This window comes from Dyella sp., assembly GCF_036384435.1.
In the GTDB taxonomy this organism is placed as follows: Bacteria; Pseudomonadota; Gammaproteobacteria; order Xanthomonadales; family Rhodanobacteraceae; genus GSA-30.
This window is the reverse complement of the sequence record NZ_DASVMI010000011.1, coordinates 1-18,828: the sequence shown is the minus strand read 5'-3', so window position 1 is coordinate 18,828 and position 18,828 is coordinate 1. Positions and strand designations below refer to the sequence as shown.

The window sequence follows — 18,828 nt, the reverse complement described above, 5'->3', positions numbered from 1 at the left end:
GGCCCAATACAAAAGAATGCGCGACACCCATGGACGCGCGCGCTGCACACGCCATACCCGGTTAAGGCGTTCCTCGATGCTGATCATCATCGAGATCGCGCTGAACAGCATCACCAGGATGCTGATCCCGGTCAGGCCACGCGCGTTATCGGCAAAGCCCTGCAAGGCTTTCTGCACTTCATCGCCAGCGGTTGGCACGAAGTTCTTGAATACAAAATCCATGAGTGTCTCGCGCGCGCCCTCGAACATGGGGAACGCGGCGAACACGGTCAGCACGGCCACCGTAAGAGGTACCAGCGATACCAGCGTGGTGTAGGACAGGGCACCGGCGGTTTCGAAACATTTGTCGTCCACGAAGCGATGCCACATAAAGCGGCAAAAGCTGAAAACGCGAGCGCGGTCGAAACGAAAAGCCATGAAAAATCCTTCTCAAGCCGTCACACCAGGCCATCGGACGGTATCGGCCGGTACACTACCGCATTGCCACTGAATGCCCCAAGGCCGCGACCCGCCTCATGAGTAACGAGATCCTTGTGCTCTATTACAGCCGCTATGGCCATGTAGCCCAGTTGGCGCGACTAATCGCCCGTGGCGTGGAAGAAGTGCCCGGCATGCGGGCGCGTCTGCGCCAGGTACCTCCCGTCGCGCCGATCACCGAAGTGGCGCAGCCGCCCGAACCGGAAGCAGGCGCACCCTATGCATTGCGCCAGGATCTGGTGGATTGCGCAGGCCTTGCGCTAGGCAGCCCGACCCGTTTCGGCAACATGGCCGCGCCGATGAAATATTTTCTCGACTCCACCGGTACCGAATGGGCCAATGGCGCCCTGGCCGGCAAGCCCGCCGCCCTATTCACCTCCACGAGCAGCATGCACGGCGGCCAGGAGTCGACCCTGCTGAGCATGGCGCTGCCCCTGCTTCACCACGGCATGCTCCTGGTCGGCTTGCCCTACACCGAGGCCGCGCTCAGCGCGACGCAAACGGGCGGCACGCCTTACGGTGCCAGCCACGTGGCCGGCGCCCAGGGTGATCGCCCCATCAGCGAGCACGAGCGTGAACTGGCTCGTGCGCTCGGCCGCCGATTGGCCGACACCGCACGCAAGCTGGCCGCATGAGCGCCATCACCACCACGTATCGCGTGGGTCTGGCGGCCTGGGCGGTCCTGTTGGGACTGCAACTGGCCTGGTACCTGTGGCTATTCCCTCCGGCCACCATGCCACTGTGGCTGGTCATGCTGCTGACGGTATTGCCCTTGTTGCTACCGCTGTTTTCCCTGCCGAACGTGCGCCGCGCCCTGTTGTGGACCGGCATTCTTAGTCTGTTCTACTTCTGTCATGGCATCGCCGAAGCCTGGAGCGCCAGCGGCGAGCGCTGGCTGGCGCTGCTTGAAGTAGCGCTGACGCTGCTGCTGATCGGAGCCCTGGGCGCTGGCGTGCGTCGCAAGCGCCAGACCTGACTCAGCCGAAAACCACCATGCTTTGGCGCCCCAGGGCCACCGGCACACCGCCGGGCCCCCAGAGCGTCAAACCCTGGCTGGTATAGCCGTCCACTGCGGCATCCAGTTGCGCATCCACGCGCCAACCTTCACACGGCAGGTCGCGTCGATGGGTCAGCAATTCCAGCATCCAGGTCAGCGAACTGCCAGGCGTGGGCTTACGCAACATCGAAAGCGCCAGCGGTGGAATGAAGTCGGCGAACGCGATGATCTGCGTCTCGTCGACAGGGCCCTCGTCCTTCAGGTTCAACGCCACGACGCTACTGTTGTCAGCCCCCCCTGAGTACGGCAGATCCCCGCGCAACCAGCGAGCCGAAAAATGCTGGGTGAATTCCGGCGTCAACCCGGGAATGAACGGGAACACCGTGGAACTGGCCGGCACCTCCACCGATTCGAACGGCGGCAAACGGTGAATGCTCGACTCGCGCGCCGCACCGAAGATGGCGATGACCAGACATAGTGTCTGCCCATCGGCAACGATGCGTCCTTCCCATTGCAAGGTGTTCTTGCCCTCCCGCAACAGTTGCGTGTGGATACGCACCGCCCCGGCAGGAACCGGCGCGAGAAACGTCACTTGCAGCGTTCGCAAAGGCAGATGTTCCGGCACTTGTTGGCGTAGCGCGCGCACGACCATGGCAGCCTGCAATCCACCGAAGGCGCTTCGTCCTTGCAGCCAGTCATCGCCAAATTGTGCCGACCAGCCTTCGCCATCGCGCACCACGCCGCGCATTACTTCACTGAACCGCATATCTTTCCCTCTCGCTGGTTGACCGGCCAACGATAGCGCAGTCACTGCCACGCGCGACCGAGTAAGGCGCGCGCATCCGTACCCCTGGGCAAGATACCGTAAACACGCCCGTCGCCTTCCAGGCGACTGGCAATGAACGCGTCGGAAACCGCGCTGTCGCCAGCATCGAGCAACAAGCGCGCCTGCAATGCCAGCGCCATATCCTGCGTGATCTGGCGTGCGCGATACATCGCATCGTCAGGATCGTGCAGCGATTGTTTCAAACGTTCTACCCTCGCACCAAGGCGACGATCGCCTCGCCCTTCGTCAAGCACGTCGAACAGGACATCGGCAACGCCCGGCTCCTTGGCCAGGGCGCGCAGCACATCCAGGCATTGCACGTTGCCCGAACCTTCCCAGATGGAATTGACCGGAGCCTCGCGATACAGGCGCGGCAAGATGGTCTCTTCCACGTAGCCGGCACCGCCGAGGCATTCGGATGCCTCGTTTATCATCGCCGGGGCACGTTTGCATATCCAGTATTTGCCTACCGCCGTCACCAGGCGCGCGAAGCGATGCTCGCGCTCGTCGGCTGCGTGATCGAGCGCATAGCCCATGCGCATGGTCAACGCCAACGCGGCTTCGCTCTCCAGTGCCAAGTCGGCCAGCACGTTCTGCATCAGCGGTGCATCACGCAGAAGCTGGCCGCCTACCTTGCGATGATTGCAATGATGCACGGCCTGCGTCAGCGCCTGTCGCATCAACGCGCTGGACCCGAGCATGCAATCGAAACGCGTCATCGAAACCATCTCGATGATCGTGGGTACACCACGCCCCTCCTCGCCCACCATCCAGGCCAACGCGCCGCGGAATTCCACCTCACTGGATGCATTGGAGCCGTTGCCCAGCTTGTTCTTCAGTCGCTGGATGTAGAACTGGTTGCGCGTACCATCGGGGCGATGCCGTGGCAACAGGAAGCAGCTCAGCCCTTTTTCAGTCTGGGCCAACGCGAGGAAGCCATCGCACATCGGAGCCGAGCAGAACCATTTGTGACCGACCAGTTCATAAGGCTCGCCGCGCCCCGGTGCTCCCACCGGATAAGCCCGGGTCGTATTGGCGCGCACGTCCGTGCCACCCTGCTTTTCGGTCATCGCCATGCCAATAGTCAGACCAGCCTTCTGCTCCATCGACACGTTGCGTGGGTCGTATTGGCGGGTCAATATCTTTGGCAGCCATAGATCGCCGACAGCTGGCTCCAGTCGCAGCGCCGGCACGCTTGCGCACGTCATGGTCAAGGGGCAGCCGCTGCCGATTTCTGCCTGGGCGTGCAGATAGTAAAGACTGGCGCGCGTCACATGCCCGGCCGCACGCGAGCCATCCCAGGGCATCGCTACCAGGCCATGTTCGATCGCCGTGCGCATGAGCTCGTGATAGGCCGGGTGAAATTCCACCAGGTCGATGCGGTGTCCGTAGCGATCGTGGCTCTTGAAAACCGGCTTGTTTTCATTGGCCAGAAAGCCGGCTGCCATCAGCGGGCCGCCAGCCAGTGCACCATAATGCTGCAGCGCATCGGTGTCGGTGACGCCGAAGCGCTGAGACCAGGCCTGCAAGGGCAGGTCATGTCGGTAGAGATTGGTCCCTTCCAACGGGGGCACCTGGTTGGTCACTTCGTGCGTTTCGGCGTACTGATGGAAGTTCATCACAGACTCTCGAAGCTACGGGCGATGCCCGAGTTTCCACGATTGCACGCGGCTGGCAAGCAAAGCACCAGCGGTCCGGCTAAAATAACCATGCTTTCCCTCCCCTGGATACTCGCCCATGCAGCACCTGACCATCGTCACCACCGGCGGCACGATCGACAAGATCTACTTCGATGATAAGTCGGACTACAAGATCGGGGCACCGCAGATCGGCGAGATCCTCAGCCAACTGGGCGTCGCATTTCAGTTTGATGTGATTCCAATCCTGCGCAAGGACAGCCTGCACATGGGTGCCGAGGACCGCAGCCTGATCCGTTCGACCATCGAGGCGCAACCGCATCGGCATGTCCTGGTGACGCATGGCACCGACACCATGGTCGACACTGCGCGGGAACTGGCCCAGATCAAGGGCAAGGTGATCGTGCTGACCGGCGCACTCAACCCCGCGCGTTTCCAGGGGTCGGATGCTGTATTCAACGTCGGCTGTGCTGTTGCCGCCGTACAGACACTACCCGACGGGGTCTACATCACCATGAACGGCCGCGTGTGGGACCCCTCCAAGGTGCGCAAGAACCGGGATGCCAATCGCTTCGAGGAAGCTTGATACAGCGCTCTTTCGACTTTTTTGTTTGACTCAAGCCTGATCGACAGGATCAGAGTACCGGAGGACTGGCCCCCGGTATCTGATGGCCCAGTCGTCAACGCCTGCAAGTCACTCCCACGGCATCAAATGCCGCAATCACACCCGCTTCGTTCAGGTCAAGATCCTTGGCGGCCGACTGCACACCGCACGCGCCCCTATCGAATGTTTCATCGGGCGCCCAGTACAACTGGTTGGCCCGGGCAAAAGCCAGGAAGGCGTTTTTGACATCCCATCCCTGGCTTTGCGACAGAAGGCAAAATGCCTTGTTATAAATGCCGCTGGAATAGTGCACATCCAGACTACTGTGATACCGGCTTGTGTGGTCGATCGACTGGCCGTCGCGGGTCGGCTCGCACAGGTACCTGAGGGCTGCAGAAGGCTCTTTGAACACGCTACCCCCGGCCATGAAATCGTTGCTGCCCGTATCGAACCATTTGGCCATCTCTCCAGCCATATCGGAGAAGGCCTCATTCATACCCCCAGATTGGCCATGGTAGACAAGTCCCGAATTCTGCTCAGTAAAGCCGTGACTTACCTCGTGCGCTATCACATCCAGGCTGACCACCGGGTAATATACGGAATCACCGTCACCAAACCACATGTCGCGCCCATTCCAGGATGCATTCCCTTCGCCCCTGCCCACATGCACGACAAGCCGAAGTGAATCTTTCAAAGGCCTGGTATCGAGCAGGCCACGATACATGTTGAAAACTACGCCACCAAAATGATGCGCATCATTTATGGGACCGAATCCGCCATTGACTTCATCGCCCTGGCTCATGCCGCAGGGGAATATCCAGTCGCTGATCGTTGGCCGACGCGAAAAATTGATGCTGCCGGTATTGTGCGCGTGAAAAGTCGACACCTCCGGCGTGATCGTAGTGCATGAAGTGCCACGTTGCGACACTTGCAATGCAGGCCGGTCAACACCGTACGTATATCGACCCGTTTTCGCGTTACCGCCTGGGCCCATGGATTCGATAGTTTCCTCAGCGTGCGTCAGCCCTTCCCAACGTTTGAGAATTTCGCCAGAGTTCGCGTCAATGAAAGCCGTAGGCCTGGTACCTGGCGAGAAATGAGATACCAGGTAGACCAGTCGCGCTGGCGCATTAGCCTGAGGGAAGACGTAGAGTGTCACGTCCCGGTTCTCGACCTGGTCACGGTCGACTCCATTTGCCTGACGCCATAATTGCCGGACGTCATCCTTGCTCAGACGCGGGGTGGCATCGACCAGATCGGCAGATACATCTCTGTAGAATCCGCCCTGGGCGGCAAGCATGGTGTCTTTATCGCCGGCCTCGATGGTGGCAACGGCTCCAAAGACAGGCACCCCATGCCAATACTGCTGCATGCGCAAACGGCGCGTACCATGCTTGGTGGGGGCTTCTCGCTCCACCTTGAGTTCCGTTGCAGCCCCAAGAGCCATGGCGGCACTCAGTTGGTGCACTTGCGGTGATGATGATAACGATGCCCTTTTGAATGCCGGCAATTCGACTGGCACACGCGTAGCCGCCCAAGAAGCCGTGCTTGCGAGCAGCAGCGGGATGATAAGGCTGAGCCGCATACGCGACATATTCAACGGATTGTTCATCAAGATTCCTTCCATAGCTCATTGATGCCACGCGCCTCCTCCAGGAGACACGCGCCGACACAAGCTATTTGAAGGTGTGGCATCCGAGTACCGTCGTGTGCCGACAATCCCGGTCATCCCGGGGAGCACGCCAGCCAATGCCAAGGAGCAACGACATGTTGTTCGAAGATGACATGGCTAAAGAATGATGCATCCAGGCGCACCATGCCCGCGGCTCATGGGCGCCACGTTGAAACCTCATGCAAATCGATCAATGCAGCTTGCGTATCAAAGCATGCCCGTTTCGAGCTTGGCAGCATCGGACATCATCGAGTGATTCCACGGTGGATCGAACACCAGGTCCACATCCGCTTCGCCCACAGTCGGCACCAGTTCCAGCTTGGTGCGCGCATCATCGACCAGGATATCGCCCATGCCACAACCGGGCGCCGTCAACGTCATCTTGACATAGACCTTGCGCTGGCCTTCGGCAAGCGCCTCTACACCCACGTCGTAGACCAGACCCAACTCCACCACGTTGATCGGGATCTCCGGATCGAACACCGTGCGTAGCTGTTGCCATACCAGCTTCTCGACATCGGCATCGGATGCATCCTCAGCCAGTTCCAGTGGCGGCGGCGGCTCCTTGCCCAGGGCATCGGCGTCATTGCCCGCGATACGAAACAGATTGCCTTCCACGTATACCGTGAAACTGCCGCCCAGGGCCTGGGTGATGTAGCCGACCTGACCGGCGGGCAGGACCACGGGTTCACCTTGCGGCACCATGATCGCCGCGCAGTCACGCTCCAAGGTGAAAGGTTCACTGCTAAGACTGAAACCGCTCATGCCGACCCTGCCAATTGCACTCATGAAATCGCGGTCAACTGCCGCGCGGGCCGCTTATTATGCGCCCTGTGAGGGCAGATCGGGCCAGATCAGTCATTCTCAAGCCCTGGCCGCGCCCAGCCATCGTCCCGTCAGGCTATGATGCACGTTTTGCCCCAGGACAGCCGGATGTCAGCCACCGTTACGCCCAGTGCCCTTGCCACGGATCGGCTGCGCGCATGACCGCGCCGCGCATCCTCAGCCGCCTGTTTATTCTGATTTGCGCGGCGATGATCGGGTTGGCAGCCGGCGCCGTCTGGCTGCTTCCCACTCTTTATTCAGGTCGCTTCATGCCCTGGCTGGCATTGCCGATCGGCTGGATACTGGGCCGGACCGTTCGTGCCTGGGTATATCCCAGCGGCGGCGCGGCCACGCAGGTGCTGGCCGCAGCAGTGACGCTGCTGGCCTGTCTCTACCAATGCATTCTGCTCACCGGCGCCAGAGTTGCCAGCGCGGTCGGCATGGAATTCATCGATGCCCTGCGCATCTCTGGCCTGGGCATGCTCATGAGCATCACGCGGATGAACTTCACCGGCCTGGAACTGGCTTGGTACGTGGCGGGCATTGTCGTAGCCGCATACGCGGCAGCGCCGAGCTCGCGCGCCTACCCTCCTGCCGCCAGTTAGGCGTCGAGCGACTTGAGCTCCGTCACCAGCGCCGCCGCGGCGGCTTGTCCGTCGCCATAGAGCATCCGGGCGTTGTCCGCGTAGAAAAGCGCATTCTCGATGCCAGCAAATCCGGTGCCTTTGCCTCGCTTGACCACGATGACGTGCCGCGCATCGGCCACATCCAGTATCGGCATGCCGTAGATGGGCGACGCCGGATCAGTCTTAGCCAGTGGATTGACCACATCGTTGGCACCGATCACCAGGGCCACATCCGTGGCGGGAAACTCCGGATTGATGTCTTCCATATCTGCGATGAGGTCATAGGGCACACCAGCCTCGGCCAGCAGCACGTTCATATGCCCCGGCATGCGGCCGGCAACCGGATGGATGGCGAATTTCACCTTGACCCCGCGCGCAATAAGTCCTTGCGCGAATTCCCATACCTTGTGCTGAGCCTGAGCCACGGCCATGCCATAACCGGGAACGATCACCACACGTTCGGCGTACGCCATCATCACTGCCGCATCGGCCGCGTCGATCGGCTTCTGGGCGCCCTCGATCGCCTGGGCTGCGCCGCTACCGGCGCCAAAATTGCCGAACAGCACGTTACCCAATGACCGATTCATTGCCTTGGCCATCAGCTGGGTCAATAAGGTTCCCGCGGCTCCGACCACGGTGCCGGCAATGATCATGGCCTCGTTCTGCAAGACGAAGCCCTCAAACGCAACAGCTAACCCGGTGAACGCGTTGTAAAGTGAGATCACCACGGGCATGTCCGCCCCACCGATCGGCAAGGTCATCATCAGGCCGAACAACAAAGCCAGCACGAAAAACGCTGCGATCAGCGGCATGCCCGGATGCCCGGCAACCAGCATCGAGCCGGCTACTACCGCGCCGGCCAGGACCAACATGTTGATCGCCCTTTGTGCGGGGAAGACGAACCGGCTGTCCAGCCAGCCCTGAAGCTTGGCAAAGGCAATCAGTGAACCGGAGAAACTGATCGCACCGATCAACGCCCCCCATACCGCCAGGGCAAGCTGCACCGTGGGCACCGCCGCTGCACCATCGGCGGTAAAGCGACCGCCACCGAGAAGGACAACGGTCTGTCCAGCCTGGCTGGCGAGCTCAGCTGCTCCAATAGCTGCAGCAGCTCCTCCGCCCATGCCGTTGTAGAGCGCCACCATCTGGGGCATGGCTGTCATCGCCACCCGCCGGCCAGACCACCAGGCCGCTGCCACGCCAATCAGGACGGCGACCAGGATCAGCCCGCGGTGGCGCATCTCCGGCAACGCCAGGGTCGCGAGGACGGCCAACAGCATGCCCACACCCGCCCAAACTACCCCACCGCGCGCCGTACGAGGCGAACTCATGCGCTTGAGACCGAGAATGAACAGCAGGGCCGCGAGGAAATAACAGGCCTTGATCGCCACAGGCAGCAAGGCCATCAGCCGCCCTCCTTACCGTGGGGGCCAGCGCCCCCGGGACGGCTGCTCTTGAACATTTCCAGCATCCGTTCGGTGACGACGTAGCCACCGGCTGCGTTACCGGCCCCCAGCAGGACGCCAACGAAACCTATCGCGATTTCGAATGAAGTTTCGGCATGGCCTAGCGCAATCATGGCCCCGACCAGCACAATGCCGTGGATGAAGTTCGATCCAGACATCAGGGGTGTGTGCAGGATCACCGGGACCCTCGCGATGATCTCGTACCCGGTGAACGCCGCGAGCATGAAGATATACAGCGCAAGAAAACCGTCGATCATGACCCCTCCGTGCCTGACCCTCGCCTGGGGGGCATCATACGGTGGCGGGTCAACCCGCGCGAGCCTGCTGCGTTGATGTCGGGAGACGAACCGATGGAGTCTCAGGATGCGCGATCCGGCGACGCGGACGACGACGCCATGAACAGCGTGGTCTCCACTCTCGATACGGACCTGCTGGCCGACGATGCCGTTGCGGCACCGGCGACGCTGGACGCATTCCTGAGCTATATCGAACGACGCGCTTTTCGCCTGGCCGAGCTGAACCTGGGCAACCGCGAGGATGCCCTGGATGCCGTCCAGGACGCCATGCTGCGTCTGGTCAAGCATTATCGGGACAAACCCGCACAGGAATGGACGCCGCTGTTCTGGGGCATCTTGCGGCGTCGCATCGTGGATCTGCAGCGCCGGCGCAAGGTGCGTTCGATCATGGTTGGCTGGCTCGGTGGTGGCCGGGACGACGACGGCGACGACCTACCCATCTGGGATCCGGCCGACAACGGTCCGGGACCATTGGACCGGCTGCAGGATGCACAGTCTTATGCGGACATGGCGGCAGCCGTGAAAAAACTGCCACAGCGCCAGCGCGAGGCATTCATGCTGCGCGTGCTGGAAGGCCTGGACGTGGCCGAGACAGCCCAGGCCATGGGTTGTTCCGAGGGCAGCGTGAAAACCCACCTGTCGCGCGCGATGCAGCATCTGCGCGATCAATTGGAGGAATGGCGATGAACGCGCCACAGCATTCCATCGACAACCGGAATCTCGAACGTCGCGCCCGCGCGCTATATCGGGAATCCACCCACCGCATCGACCCGGTCACCGCCGGTCGTTTGCGTGCGGCCCGTCGCACGGCTCTGGAGGCCACACGCACGTCCAGGCAGACCCGAGGCCTGCACGTGTTGCTGCCCACCGGGGCGCTGGCCGCCGTGGCCCTTGCCGTATTGATGGCCTGGTCGCCGATGCAGAACCGTGGCAGCGACGCCCTGCAACCGCAAAGCGTGGCCGCCCGAGTGGCTGACAGCGACATGGACCTTCCGCCGGATCCGGACAGCGGCGATCCGAGCATGTATCAGAACCTCGATTTCTACGGCTGGCTGGCCTCGAACAACACTTCTTCGCCGGGCAATCGCTGAGCATGCCACTGCGTTGCCTCGTACCCCTGCTATGCCTGATCGCGTTGATATCAGGCATGGCGGCTCCCGTGTGGGCTCAATCGGAGCCGCCCGGATTGCCGCCGATGGGAGGTCCTGCGCCGAGTGGTCCGGCCCCGCCATCGCGTCCGTGGAACTCCCTGTCGCCTGCCGAGCGCGAAATGCTTGCTCCCATGGGCGAGCAATGGGATCACATGCGCCCCGAGCGGCAGCAACGCATGCTTGAACGGGCCCAACACTGGAACCAGCTGCCGCCGGACCAGCGCGAAGAAGTGCGCGAACGCATCGCGCAGTGGCAGCAGATGTCGCCCGAACAACGCCAGCAGGCCAAGGAAAACATGCGCCGCTTCCAGCAATTGCCGCCGGAACAGCGCCAGCAGTTGCACAATGCCTTTAAGCGCTTCCAGCAGATGCCCCCGGATCGTCGCGAACAATTGATCCGACAATTCCAGGAGCAGCATGGCGGCCTGCATCCCGCGGGTATGCGCCCGCCGGGCATGATGGGCCATCCATCAGGCGGCCCACGACACTGATCCGGCGCCTAACCTGGCGTCGGCAGCCTAGTTGGCGAACTTCACCTGTCCTGCGTGCGTCACGCAACTGCGGGCAATCAGGTCGTCGCTGAAGTCCAGCGCCAAGGCACCATCCTTGAACAACAGCTCGGTGAAGTTGAAGACGTTGCGCGCATACATCTCCGATGCGTGCAGCGGTGCGCCGGCAGGTAGATTCAGCGGGCCCAGAATGGTGATACCGCCCTGCTCCACCCGCTCCCCAGGCCGCGTCAGCTCACAGTTGCCGCCCCCCTCGGCCGCCAGATCCACTATGAGCGCGCCTGGCTTCATGCCGGCCACCATGGATGCGGTGAGAATCTGGGGCGAGGGCCGCCCCGGCACCGCCGCCGTTGTCACCACCACGTCCACGGATTTCAGGTGCTCGGCCAAGGCTTGCTGCTGCGCCTGGCGTTCGTGCTCGGATAGCTCGCGCGCATAACCGCCGCTACCGGCTGCGCTGACTCCCAGCTCGATGAACTTGGCCCCCAGCGACTCGACCTGCTCGCGCGTCTCCGGCCGCACATCGTAGCCTTCGGTCTGCGCACCCAGCCTGCGAGCCGTGGCAATCGCCTGCAAGCCAGCCACCCCGGCACCAATGACCAGCACGCGCGAGGGCCGGATCGTGCCGGCAGCCGTGGTCAGCATAGGAAAGAACTTAGGTGCCGATTCGGCAGCGATCAGCATGGCGCGATAACCGGCCACCGCAGCCTGCGAGCTGAGCACGTCCATGGCCTGCGCACGCGTTGTGCGCGGCAGCAGTTCCAAGGCAAAAGCGGACACTCCGCTTTGCGCCAGCGCCTGGATACGCTCCGTCGCGCCATACGGCCGCAATTGGCCCATGACCACACAACCGGATCGCAAGCCCGCCCACATCGTGGGCTCCGGCGGTAAGACGCAGGCCAGTAGGTCCGCCTGGGCCAGCACCTCGCCGCGATCGCCAAAGGCGACATCCGCATAGGCCACGTCCGGAAAACCAGCAGCCTGCCCCGCGTTGTGCTCCAGCATCACCCGGACACCCTTGGCGGCCAACTTCCTGGCGCTCTCGGGCGTTATCGCAACCCGGCGCTCGCCGGAGGCAGTTTCGCGCAACGCAGCCATCACGATCGGCATCTGAAGGGACTCCTGCGGGTAACTGCCGGCATCATAGAGCCTTTGCGGTCTTCGTCACGCTTGCCCCTAGCATCGCCGACAGGAGTAGACTGACCCACCGCGCAAGGCATTGGTACCCCGGCGGGCGATACGAGCTGGAGATCCACCGATGTCCGTGCAAGTGACCATCGATACACCGTCCCACGCCCCACTGCTGGCCCTGGCGCTTGCCGCGCGTGAACGGGCCTACGCGCCCTATTCCAAGTTTCGCGTGGGTGCGGTGCTACTAACCCACGACGGCCGGCATTTTGCTGGATGCAACGTCGAAAACGCATCTTATGGCTTGTGCAATTGCGCCGAGCGCACGGCGCTGTTCGCCGCGATCGCGGCCGGATGCAAACCACGGGATTTTGCGCAACTGGCCGTGATCGGCGATACACCGCGCCCGATCACGCCCTGTGGCGCCTGTCGCCAGGTGATGTCCGAGCTATGCGACGCGGACATGCCGGTGTTGCTGGCCAACCTTGTCGGCGACACCGAATCGACCACGGTCGGCCAACTACTGCCCGGGTCCTTCCAACTGCCCTGATTCACCGGCGTGGTGGAAACGAGCTGTTAGCATGACGGCTTTACCATCCTTAGGTAACGTCATGCTTTGCGCCTTCGATCTCCTGGAACAGCGTCATTCTGCTCCTTCGCGCCAACTGCGCGAACCGGCGCCGGACGACGCCACATTGCGCCGCCTGCTCAGGGCCGCCATCCGCGTACCCGATCATGGCAAGCTCGAACCGTTCCGGCTTGTCCTGCTGCGCGGCGAGGCAAAACTGCGTTTTGGCGAACAACTTGCTGAGATTGCCCTGCGCCGCAACCCGAACCTTCCCGAGTCCAAACAAGAGAAAGAGCGTCGCCGCTACACCTTCGCACCGCTGGTGGTTGCCGTGATTGCCTGCGTGCGTCCCGAAAGTTCCGTGCCAGCGCTGGAGCAGCAGCTCACCGCCGGCTGCGTCGCGCACAATCTGTTGCTGGGCAGCTATGCGCTGGGCTTCGGCGCGCAGTGGCTGACCGGCTGGGCCGCCTATGATCGCGACGCCGCCGCCGTGCTTGGCCTTGGCGAGCACGAGCAACTGGTCGGCTTCGTGCACATCGGCACGCCGGACATCGATATTCCCGATCGTGATCGCCCCGAACTGGATAGCCTGCTGTCCACGTGGTCACCATGACTTCGGACAAATCCACGGTCCATCTGGTCGATGGAAGCCTCTACGTCTTCCGCGCCTGGCATTCGATGCCCGATGAATTCCAGGACGTCGATGGCCGTCCGATCAATGCCGTACATGGATTCACCCGCTTCCTGTGCGAACTGCTGGAAAAGACCAGGCCGCAACATGTCGCGGTGGCATTCGATGCCTCGCTGACCACTTCGTTCCGCAACGCGATCTATCCCAAGTACAAGGCCAATCGCGAATTGCCGCCACCGGACCTGGAGCGGCAATTCGTTATCTGCCGCCAGATCACCCAGGCCCTTGGCATTCCCGTGCTGATCGACCACAGCTTCGAGGCCGACGACCTCATCGGCAGTGCACTATGGAGCCTGCGTGCGCACGATTTCCGTGGCGTCATCGTGTCAGCCGACAAGGATTTCGGGCAACTACTCGGCGAACACGACGAGCAATGGGATTACGCGCGCAACCTCCGCTGGGGCCCTGCCGGCGTCTTCGAGAAGATTGGCGTGCATCCGCACCAGGTCGCCGACTTTCTCGCGCTGAGCGGCGATGCCGTCGATAACATTCCCGGCGTACCCGGCATCGGGGCAAAGACCGCCGCAGCCCTGCTGGCGCACTTCGGCAGCCTGGATGAATTGCTCGATCGCGTGGACGAAATACCGTTCCTGCGCATTCGAGGTGCTGTCTCGTGCGCAGTAAAATTGAAGGAGCACGCAGAAGTGGCGCGTCTTTATCGCCGTCTGACCCGCATCGCGCTGGATGCACCGGTCCCGATACAACCGGCCGCGCTGGCGCGGCTCAAACCCGAATGGACCATCATGGAAGAACTCTGCGAACGTCTTCGCTTCGGGCCTATGACTCGCAGTCGGTTGCGCCTGCTTTGCGGTTGAATAAATCCTCACGCACAACCCGAAGCCTACACCAGCCGCACCGCGAGCAGTGTGATGAAACTTTCCTACTATGCGCTGCGTGGTCACACCGAGCATGGCAAAAAAGAAGCGTGATCAGCCAGCGCCTGACGACTCACAAGCAGCCTCGGCTTTGCTTCAAGAAATAACAACATATACCCACATCATTGCAGACGATGCCTGGACGAGGCATGGCTCGTCCGGCGGTAAACTAGTGGGTCGCGCCAAGCCGTTTTAGTGCCGCCGCCGAAGCTTCGTTACCTTGCTTATCCGCAAGCGCCATGGGTGTCTGTCCCTGATTGTCCAGATGATGGAGATCGGCACCGCGCCTGACCAGTTCGGTGAGTGCCTGCACACGGCCAAACAGCACAGCGAATGACAGTGCCGTTTCTCCCGCATGGTTGGCCTGGTCAATCGGGCAATGGGTCTGCATCAACTGCTGCGCTACGTCGCCGTAGCCTTTGTAGAGGGCTCCCATCAGCGCCGTATTGCCATTGCTGTCACCGATGCATGCATCGACTCCTTGGCCGAGCAGGTAAGCCACGGCCTCGGGCTTGTCGTTGTATGCGGCAAGAATCAGGGCGCTGAAACCCCGCGACGTGACGGTATCGATGGGATAATGCGCATCGGCCAATGCCTGGAGAATGTCGACACGGCCAGCCCGCGCCGCGTCGAACCATTCGCTGTCATAGCGATGCGCATCGACCCATTCACCCTGCTGCTTGCCAGGGACCTCGGCCAGCCGTGGCTGCCTTGCGGCCAGGCGCGTGGCGGGAGACAACATCCATACCGAACAAACCAGCAAGGCCAGCGCCACCAGTCCTGTGCCATAACGAAAGGCGCGGCGCTCCAAAAAGCGTTTCATATCGTTACTCCCCTGCCGTTCCAGCTGACCGGAACGGCAGGACAAAGTTACTCAGTCCACCAATTGCTCGGCACCGGATTTCACCCTGCCAAGATCGGCATGTGTCGCCTTGGCCAGGCGTGTTCCATAATCGGCATCGGCCTTGTAGAAATGCGAAAGCATCGTGTACTTGTTGGCCTCATCGGTCACATGATTCAAATCCGCGCTCAACGCCACAATCAAGTCGCTCTTGTCCTGCGCAGACAGGGAACGGTAGTACTCACCTGCCTGCACGAAGTTGCGCGTCTTTTTAATGGCCTGTTGCTGAGTGGTGCCCGATAAGGGAGTACGCACCAGCTTGACCGAGTGGTCCTCCAACGCAGTTGCACGACTGGAGGGCTCGAAGTTGATATCGCCCTTACGGCCACTGATGCTCATGGCACCATCCTGATCACCATTGTTCACGGGGACCGCCGGCTTGTTGACCGGAATGCTCAGGTAGTTGGCACCCAGGCGGTAGATCTGCGTATCGGCATAGGCGAACAGGCGGCCCTGCAGCATGCGATCTTCCGACGCCTCGATACCCGGCACCATCCGCGATGGCGCGAAGGCTGACTCTTCGGTGCTTTCAAAGTAGTTGTCCGGCACGCGATTGAGCGTCATGGTGCCAATCTTCCGCTCTGGCACATCCGGCCAGATCTTCGTGTCATCCAGCGCGTTGAAGTCGAACTTCACCAGATCCTCGGGATTGAGCACCTGAATGTAGAGATCCCACTTCGGATGATTGCCCGACTTAATGTTTCCGTACAGGTCATTCGTGTAGTGGTTCCAGTCGGCAGCCAGCGAAGCGCTGACTTCGTGCGGGCGCAGGCTATGAAGTCCCTGCTGGCTCTTCCAATGGAACTTGACGTAGTGCACCTGTCCCTGAGCATTGACCATCTTGAAAGCATGCACGCCAAAACCATCCATGTGGCGATAGTTGTCGGGCATGCCCTCGTTCGAGTACAAACGCGTCAGCATCGCGGTGGATTCGGGCGAATGCGCGAAGAAATCGAATGCCAGATTCGCATCCTGCACACCGGTGACGGCACTGGGTTTGTTGGCATGCACGAAATCAGGAAACTTGATTGCATCGCGAATGAAGAAGATCGGAAGATTGTTGCCCACCAAGTCCCAGTTACCTTCCTGGGTGTAGAACTTGGTCGCGAAACCACGTGGATCGCGCGCCTGCTCCGGCGAACCGCGATAGTTCATCACTGTGGAAAACCGCACGAACACCGGCGTACTCGTGCCCGGCGTAAACACCTTGGCCTTGCTCAACGCCGATATGTCTGCCGATGGCTCAAACACACCAAAAGCACCTGTACCTCGCGCGTGGACCACGCGTTCGGGAATGCGCTCGCGATTGAAGCGCTGGAGCTTCTCGATCAAGCGGGAATCCTGCAGAAGCGTAGGACCGTCTGGACCCGCGGTCTGGGAGTTCTGGTTATCGCCCACGGGAATACCCGCGTCACTGGTCATGCGGGAGGCATCCTGGGCCTGCACGGCAAAGGCGATACTCAGGGGAAGCAGCAGGAGTGCGGTCTTTGCCGCCAGGGTCTTTTTCGTTTGCACGAATATGTCCTTGTAAGAATGAAGCGCGTCGAAAGCGCGGGTCATTACTCCAGCAAGGCACATGAGGTGTCTAATTGATTGTCGGGATGGGAGCGATAGGTGCGCCCTATAAGGTGACACAGGGCACGATATTGGCGCGGCGCACAAGAGCATGCCAATCTTACGGACGCTGACGATATCCAAGGTACGTAACACAGACATGAGATGCCTTGTCGGATTGCGCGACGACGCTCATCCCATGCGCTCTCGGCTCATTGCTCGACACAGTCGGCACGCGCGCATCGGCCATCAATTGCTCGCGCCCGGGAGAACGCGATTGCATCGAATCCGTCCGAAAACATGGGCGCTCACATCGTTCTGCGCGTTGATCAAAATACGACGTGCAGTCATCATGGTGCGACAAGCCACCGAAAAAGCACGCCATGACCGACACCACATCGCCATCGCAATCTCAGCCTCCCGTTGAAACCTTGCATCAGGGGCGCTGGCTGACGTTGCGCAAGCGTGGCCGCTGGGAGTACGTCGAACGCAACAATCCCGGTGGCGCAGTGATCATCCTGGCGGTCACGCCCGACGACAACGTTTTGTTCGTCGAGCAGTATCGGGTGGCCATTCAGCAGCGCACGATCGAGATGCCGGCCGGTCTGGTCGGCGACTTGGCCGATCAAGCTGACGAAGGCGCCTTGCTCGCCGCCAGTCGCGAACTGGAAGAAGAAACCGGCTATCGCTGCGAACGCGTGGAATTCCTTCACATGGGGCCATCCTCATCGGGCATGAGCACGGAAATGATCACGTTCGTGCGTGCCTTCGGGCTGACCCGGGTCGGCCCGGGAGGCGGCGATGAAAGCGAGAACATCACGGTCCATGAAGTGCCTCGCACCGAAGCAGGCCCCTGGCTGTTCGCCAGGGCCAAGGAAGGCTATTCCATCGACCCTAAACTATTTGCCGGCCTTTGGTTCATCGAAAACGCCTAAAAATTCATCAAGATCATCCACTTGAGCCAGCTATACGCAACTTGGCGCACGGGACGCTAAAGTTTCAGGCATCCCGGCCGATTTCCTCCATGTCCCCCTTGCGGGTTTCACTTTGACTTTGGAGGAAGTCCCCATGAAGCGCCTCATCGTTTCCGCCGTCCTGTTGCTGGCCCCGCTGGCGGCACATGCCGCGTGCTCGTCCACCGATTTCGCCATCCAGGACTTCAAGATGAAGGCCAGTGGGTCGGGCTCGGGCGTTCGCCTTAGCCTCAGCGGCCAGTTGGTCAACCATTGCGCCGAGGCTGCTGCCGCGCAGGTCAAGATCGAAGCCAAGGATGCCGACGGCAAGGTACTGCAAGCCAAGCAAGGCTGGCCGGCCGGCACCACCAATATCGCCCCAGGCCAGTCGGTCGAATTCGACCTGGGCCGCCTCTTCCGCTACCAGAGCGATATGCAGAACTACACCGTCGGCGTAACCGACGTGCGTACCTGGTAAGCACACGTTTCGGTGTTAACGAGCTTCGGCCCCGGACTCCGGGGCCTTTTTTTGTCCACCTGGAACCGAAGAGTGCCGGTGAAAGTCTTGGCGCTGTCCGCCAGCAGCGATGTGGGGAACGCGCATTGCCAAGCTGCGAGCTTGCCTCAGTCGAGAGATAGCGCGTCCTCACGCCCGCCTGCTCACTGCCAGCTCTTTGCTACTCACTGCTCGCCCCTCATCCCCGGAGGAAACGGGCCGGCCCTGGGTACCGGCCCGCCACCCAACCTCAGTGCAGTTGCTCCAGCACCGGATCGCGCTCGATCTTGTAGACCTTCTGCGCCGGCGTGGTCGATTGCAGCATCTTCAGGTGGATGTTCTTGGCCTTGTCGCAGGCATTGCCGCCGTGGAGGAACACACCGCCCTGCTGGCACTTCCAGTCATAGAAGTTGGCGATGCCGGCCGCCATTTGCAGGCTATAGTCGGTGCTCTTGGCACCCTTGTCGAAGGGCACGCCGGCCATCTCGTTCTGGAACCAGCGCATCCAGGCTGGCGACCCGACCGGCGGTACGTCCTTCGGCGGCTGGAACGTCGGGTTCATCGGAGACAGCTGCG

22 protein-coding genes and 1 pseudogene are annotated in these 18,828 nt (G+C 61.4%); 12 read left to right on the top strand and 11 right to left on the bottom strand.

Features of this window, described 5'->3' with window-relative positions; translation table 11 throughout:
* Positions 1 to 417 (bottom strand): YihY family inner membrane protein (locus VF436_RS01040; RefSeq protein WP_330902106.1); only part of this gene is annotated, 417 nt, incomplete at its 3' end.
* Positions 418 to 515: 98 nt separating this feature from the next.
* On the opposite strand from VF436_RS01040, the gene wrbA reads away from it, so the two are divergent.
* The gene (gene wrbA, locus VF436_RS01035) at positions 516 to 1,112 is read left to right on the top strand and encodes an NAD(P)H:quinone oxidoreductase (RefSeq protein WP_330902105.1); all 597 of its coding nucleotides are present in this window, start codon (positions 516 to 518) and stop codon (positions 1,110 to 1,112) included.
* Positions 1,109 to 1,453: a DUF2069 domain-containing protein gene (locus VF436_RS01030; RefSeq protein WP_330902104.1), complete on the top strand. Its 345-nt coding sequence runs from the start codon at positions 1,109 to 1,111 to the stop codon at positions 1,451 to 1,453. Before wrbA ends, VF436_RS01030 begins: the two co-directional genes overlap by 4 nt.
* Position 1,454: 1 nt before the next feature.
* On the opposite strand, the gene VF436_RS01025 is transcribed toward VF436_RS01030, so the two are convergent.
* Both VF436_RS01025 and VF436_RS01020 read right to left on the bottom strand, forming a co-directional pair.
* Positions 1,455 to 2,240 (bottom strand): thioesterase family protein, encoded by a 786-nt coding sequence (locus VF436_RS01025; protein WP_330902103.1) that lies wholly within the window; start codon positions 2,238 to 2,240, stop codon positions 1,455 to 1,457.
* 41 nt (positions 2,241 to 2,281) lie between these two features.
* Positions 2,282 to 3,919: an acyl-CoA dehydrogenase family protein gene (locus VF436_RS01020; RefSeq protein ID WP_330902102.1), complete on the bottom strand. Its 1,638-nt coding sequence runs from the start codon at positions 3,917 to 3,919 to the stop codon at positions 2,282 to 2,284.
* A gap of 118 nt (positions 3,920 to 4,037) precedes the next feature.
* On the opposite strand from VF436_RS01020, the gene VF436_RS01015 reads away from it, so the two are divergent.
* Positions 4,038 to 4,523, top strand: coding sequence for an asparaginase domain-containing protein (locus tag VF436_RS01015; RefSeq protein WP_330902101.1), 486 nt, complete (start codon positions 4,038 to 4,040; stop codon positions 4,521 to 4,523).
* A gap of 94 nt (positions 4,524 to 4,617) precedes the next feature.
* Here the strand turns inward: VF436_RS01015 and VF436_RS01010 are convergent, their stop codons facing one another.
* Both VF436_RS01010 and sufT read right to left on the bottom strand, forming a co-directional pair.
* On the bottom strand, positions 4,618 to 6,153 hold the full coding sequence (locus tag VF436_RS01010; protein ID WP_330902100.1) for a M4 family metallopeptidase: 1,536 nt from the start codon (positions 6,151 to 6,153) through the stop codon (positions 4,618 to 4,620).
* A 267-nt stretch (positions 6,154 to 6,420) separates the two neighbouring features.
* Positions 6,421 to 6,978 (bottom strand): putative Fe-S cluster assembly protein SufT, encoded by a 558-nt coding sequence (sufT, locus tag VF436_RS01005; RefSeq protein WP_330902099.1) that lies wholly within the window; start codon positions 6,976 to 6,978, stop codon positions 6,421 to 6,423.
* Positions 6,979 to 7,196: 218 nt separating this feature from the next.
* On the opposite strand from sufT, the gene VF436_RS01000 reads away from it, so the two are divergent.
* A complete protein-coding gene (locus tag VF436_RS01000) occupies positions 7,197 to 7,643 on the top strand; it encodes a hypothetical protein (RefSeq protein WP_330902098.1) in 447 nt (148 codons plus the stop codon).
* On the opposite strand, the gene VF436_RS00995 is transcribed toward VF436_RS01000, so the two are convergent.
* Positions 7,640 to 9,070 (bottom strand): NAD(P)(+) transhydrogenase (Re/Si-specific) subunit beta, encoded by a 1,431-nt coding sequence (locus VF436_RS00995; protein WP_330902097.1) that lies wholly within the window; start codon positions 9,068 to 9,070, stop codon positions 7,640 to 7,642. The two genes, VF436_RS01000 and VF436_RS00995, sit on opposite strands and share 4 nt — an antisense overlap.
* Complete coding sequence (locus VF436_RS00990; protein WP_330902096.1) at positions 9,070 to 9,387, bottom strand: NAD(P) transhydrogenase subunit alpha; 318 nt, start codon at positions 9,385 to 9,387, stop codon at positions 9,070 to 9,072. Before VF436_RS00990 ends, VF436_RS00995 begins: the two co-directional genes overlap by 1 nt.
* A 138-nt stretch (positions 9,388 to 9,525) precedes the next feature.
* Between VF436_RS00990 and VF436_RS00985 the strand changes: the two genes are divergently transcribed.
* The 3 genes from VF436_RS00985 to VF436_RS00975 are packed head-to-tail and all read left to right on the top strand — an operon-like array spanning position 9,526 to position 11,068.
* Positions 9,526 to 10,113 carry an RNA polymerase sigma factor gene (locus tag VF436_RS00985; RefSeq protein ID WP_330902108.1) on the top strand — a complete coding sequence of 196 codons (588 nt, stop codon included), beginning with the start codon at positions 9,526 to 9,528 and terminating at the stop codon, positions 10,111 to 10,113.
* Positions 10,110 to 10,517, top strand: coding sequence for a hypothetical protein (locus tag VF436_RS00980; RefSeq protein WP_330902095.1), 408 nt, complete (start codon positions 10,110 to 10,112; stop codon positions 10,515 to 10,517). The genes VF436_RS00985 and VF436_RS00980 overlap by 4 nt, the downstream gene beginning before the upstream one ends.
* Positions 10,518 to 10,519: 2 nt before the next feature.
* Entirely contained in the window at positions 10,520 to 11,068 is a 549-nt protein-coding gene (locus VF436_RS00975; RefSeq protein WP_330902094.1) for a DUF3106 domain-containing protein, read from the top strand.
* Between the two features lie 27 nt (positions 11,069 to 11,095).
* On the opposite strand, the gene VF436_RS00970 is transcribed toward VF436_RS00975, so the two are convergent.
* On the bottom strand, positions 11,096 to 12,196 hold the full coding sequence (locus VF436_RS00970; RefSeq protein WP_330902093.1) for an NAD(P) transhydrogenase subunit alpha: 1,101 nt from the start codon (positions 12,194 to 12,196) through the stop codon (positions 11,096 to 11,098).
* 148 nt (positions 12,197 to 12,344) lie between these two features.
* Between VF436_RS00970 and cdd the strand changes: the two genes are divergently transcribed.
* From cdd to VF436_RS00955, 3 genes are all read left to right on the top strand, one after another.
* A complete protein-coding gene (cdd, locus tag VF436_RS00965; protein ID WP_330902092.1) occupies positions 12,345 to 12,764 on the top strand; it encodes a cytidine deaminase in 420 nt (139 codons plus the stop codon).
* A gap of 61 nt (positions 12,765 to 12,825) precedes the next feature.
* A complete protein-coding gene (locus VF436_RS00960) occupies positions 12,826 to 13,395 on the top strand; it encodes a nitroreductase family protein (protein WP_414649791.1) in 570 nt (189 codons plus the stop codon).
* Positions 13,392 to 14,288, top strand: a complete 897-nt coding sequence (locus VF436_RS00955) for a 5'-3' exonuclease (RefSeq protein WP_330902090.1) — start codon at positions 13,392 to 13,394, stop codon at positions 14,286 to 14,288. The genes VF436_RS00960 and VF436_RS00955 overlap by 4 nt, the downstream gene beginning before the upstream one ends.
* Before the next feature lie 229 nt (positions 14,289 to 14,517).
* Here the strand turns inward: VF436_RS00955 and VF436_RS00950 are convergent, their stop codons facing one another.
* The gene (locus tag VF436_RS00950) at positions 14,518 to 15,171 is read right to left on the bottom strand and encodes an ankyrin repeat domain-containing protein (protein ID WP_330902089.1); all 654 of its coding nucleotides are present in this window, start codon (positions 15,169 to 15,171) and stop codon (positions 14,518 to 14,520) included.
* A gap of 51 nt (positions 15,172 to 15,222) precedes the next feature.
* On the bottom strand, positions 15,223 to 16,671 hold the full coding sequence (locus VF436_RS00945) for a catalase (protein WP_330902107.1): 1,449 nt from the start codon (positions 16,669 to 16,671) through the stop codon (positions 15,223 to 15,225).
* A gap of 515 nt (positions 16,672 to 17,186) precedes the next feature.
* On the opposite strand from VF436_RS00945, the gene VF436_RS00940 reads away from it, so the two are divergent.
* Together VF436_RS00940 and VF436_RS00935 are read left to right on the top strand one after the other, a co-directional pair.
* Positions 17,187 to 17,738: an NUDIX hydrolase gene (locus tag VF436_RS00940; RefSeq protein ID WP_330902088.1), complete on the top strand. Its 552-nt coding sequence runs from the start codon at positions 17,187 to 17,189 to the stop codon at positions 17,736 to 17,738.
* A gap of 133 nt (positions 17,739 to 17,871) precedes the next feature.
* The gene (locus VF436_RS00935) at positions 17,872 to 18,234 is read left to right on the top strand and encodes a hypothetical protein (RefSeq protein ID WP_330902087.1); all 363 of its coding nucleotides are present in this window, start codon (positions 17,872 to 17,874) and stop codon (positions 18,232 to 18,234) included.
* A 268-nt stretch (positions 18,235 to 18,502) separates the two neighbouring features.
* On the opposite strand, the pseudogene VF436_RS00930 reads toward VF436_RS00935, so the two are convergent.
* A pseudogene (locus tag VF436_RS00930) lies at positions 18,503 to 18,828 on the bottom strand (hypothetical protein); the annotation flags it as partial.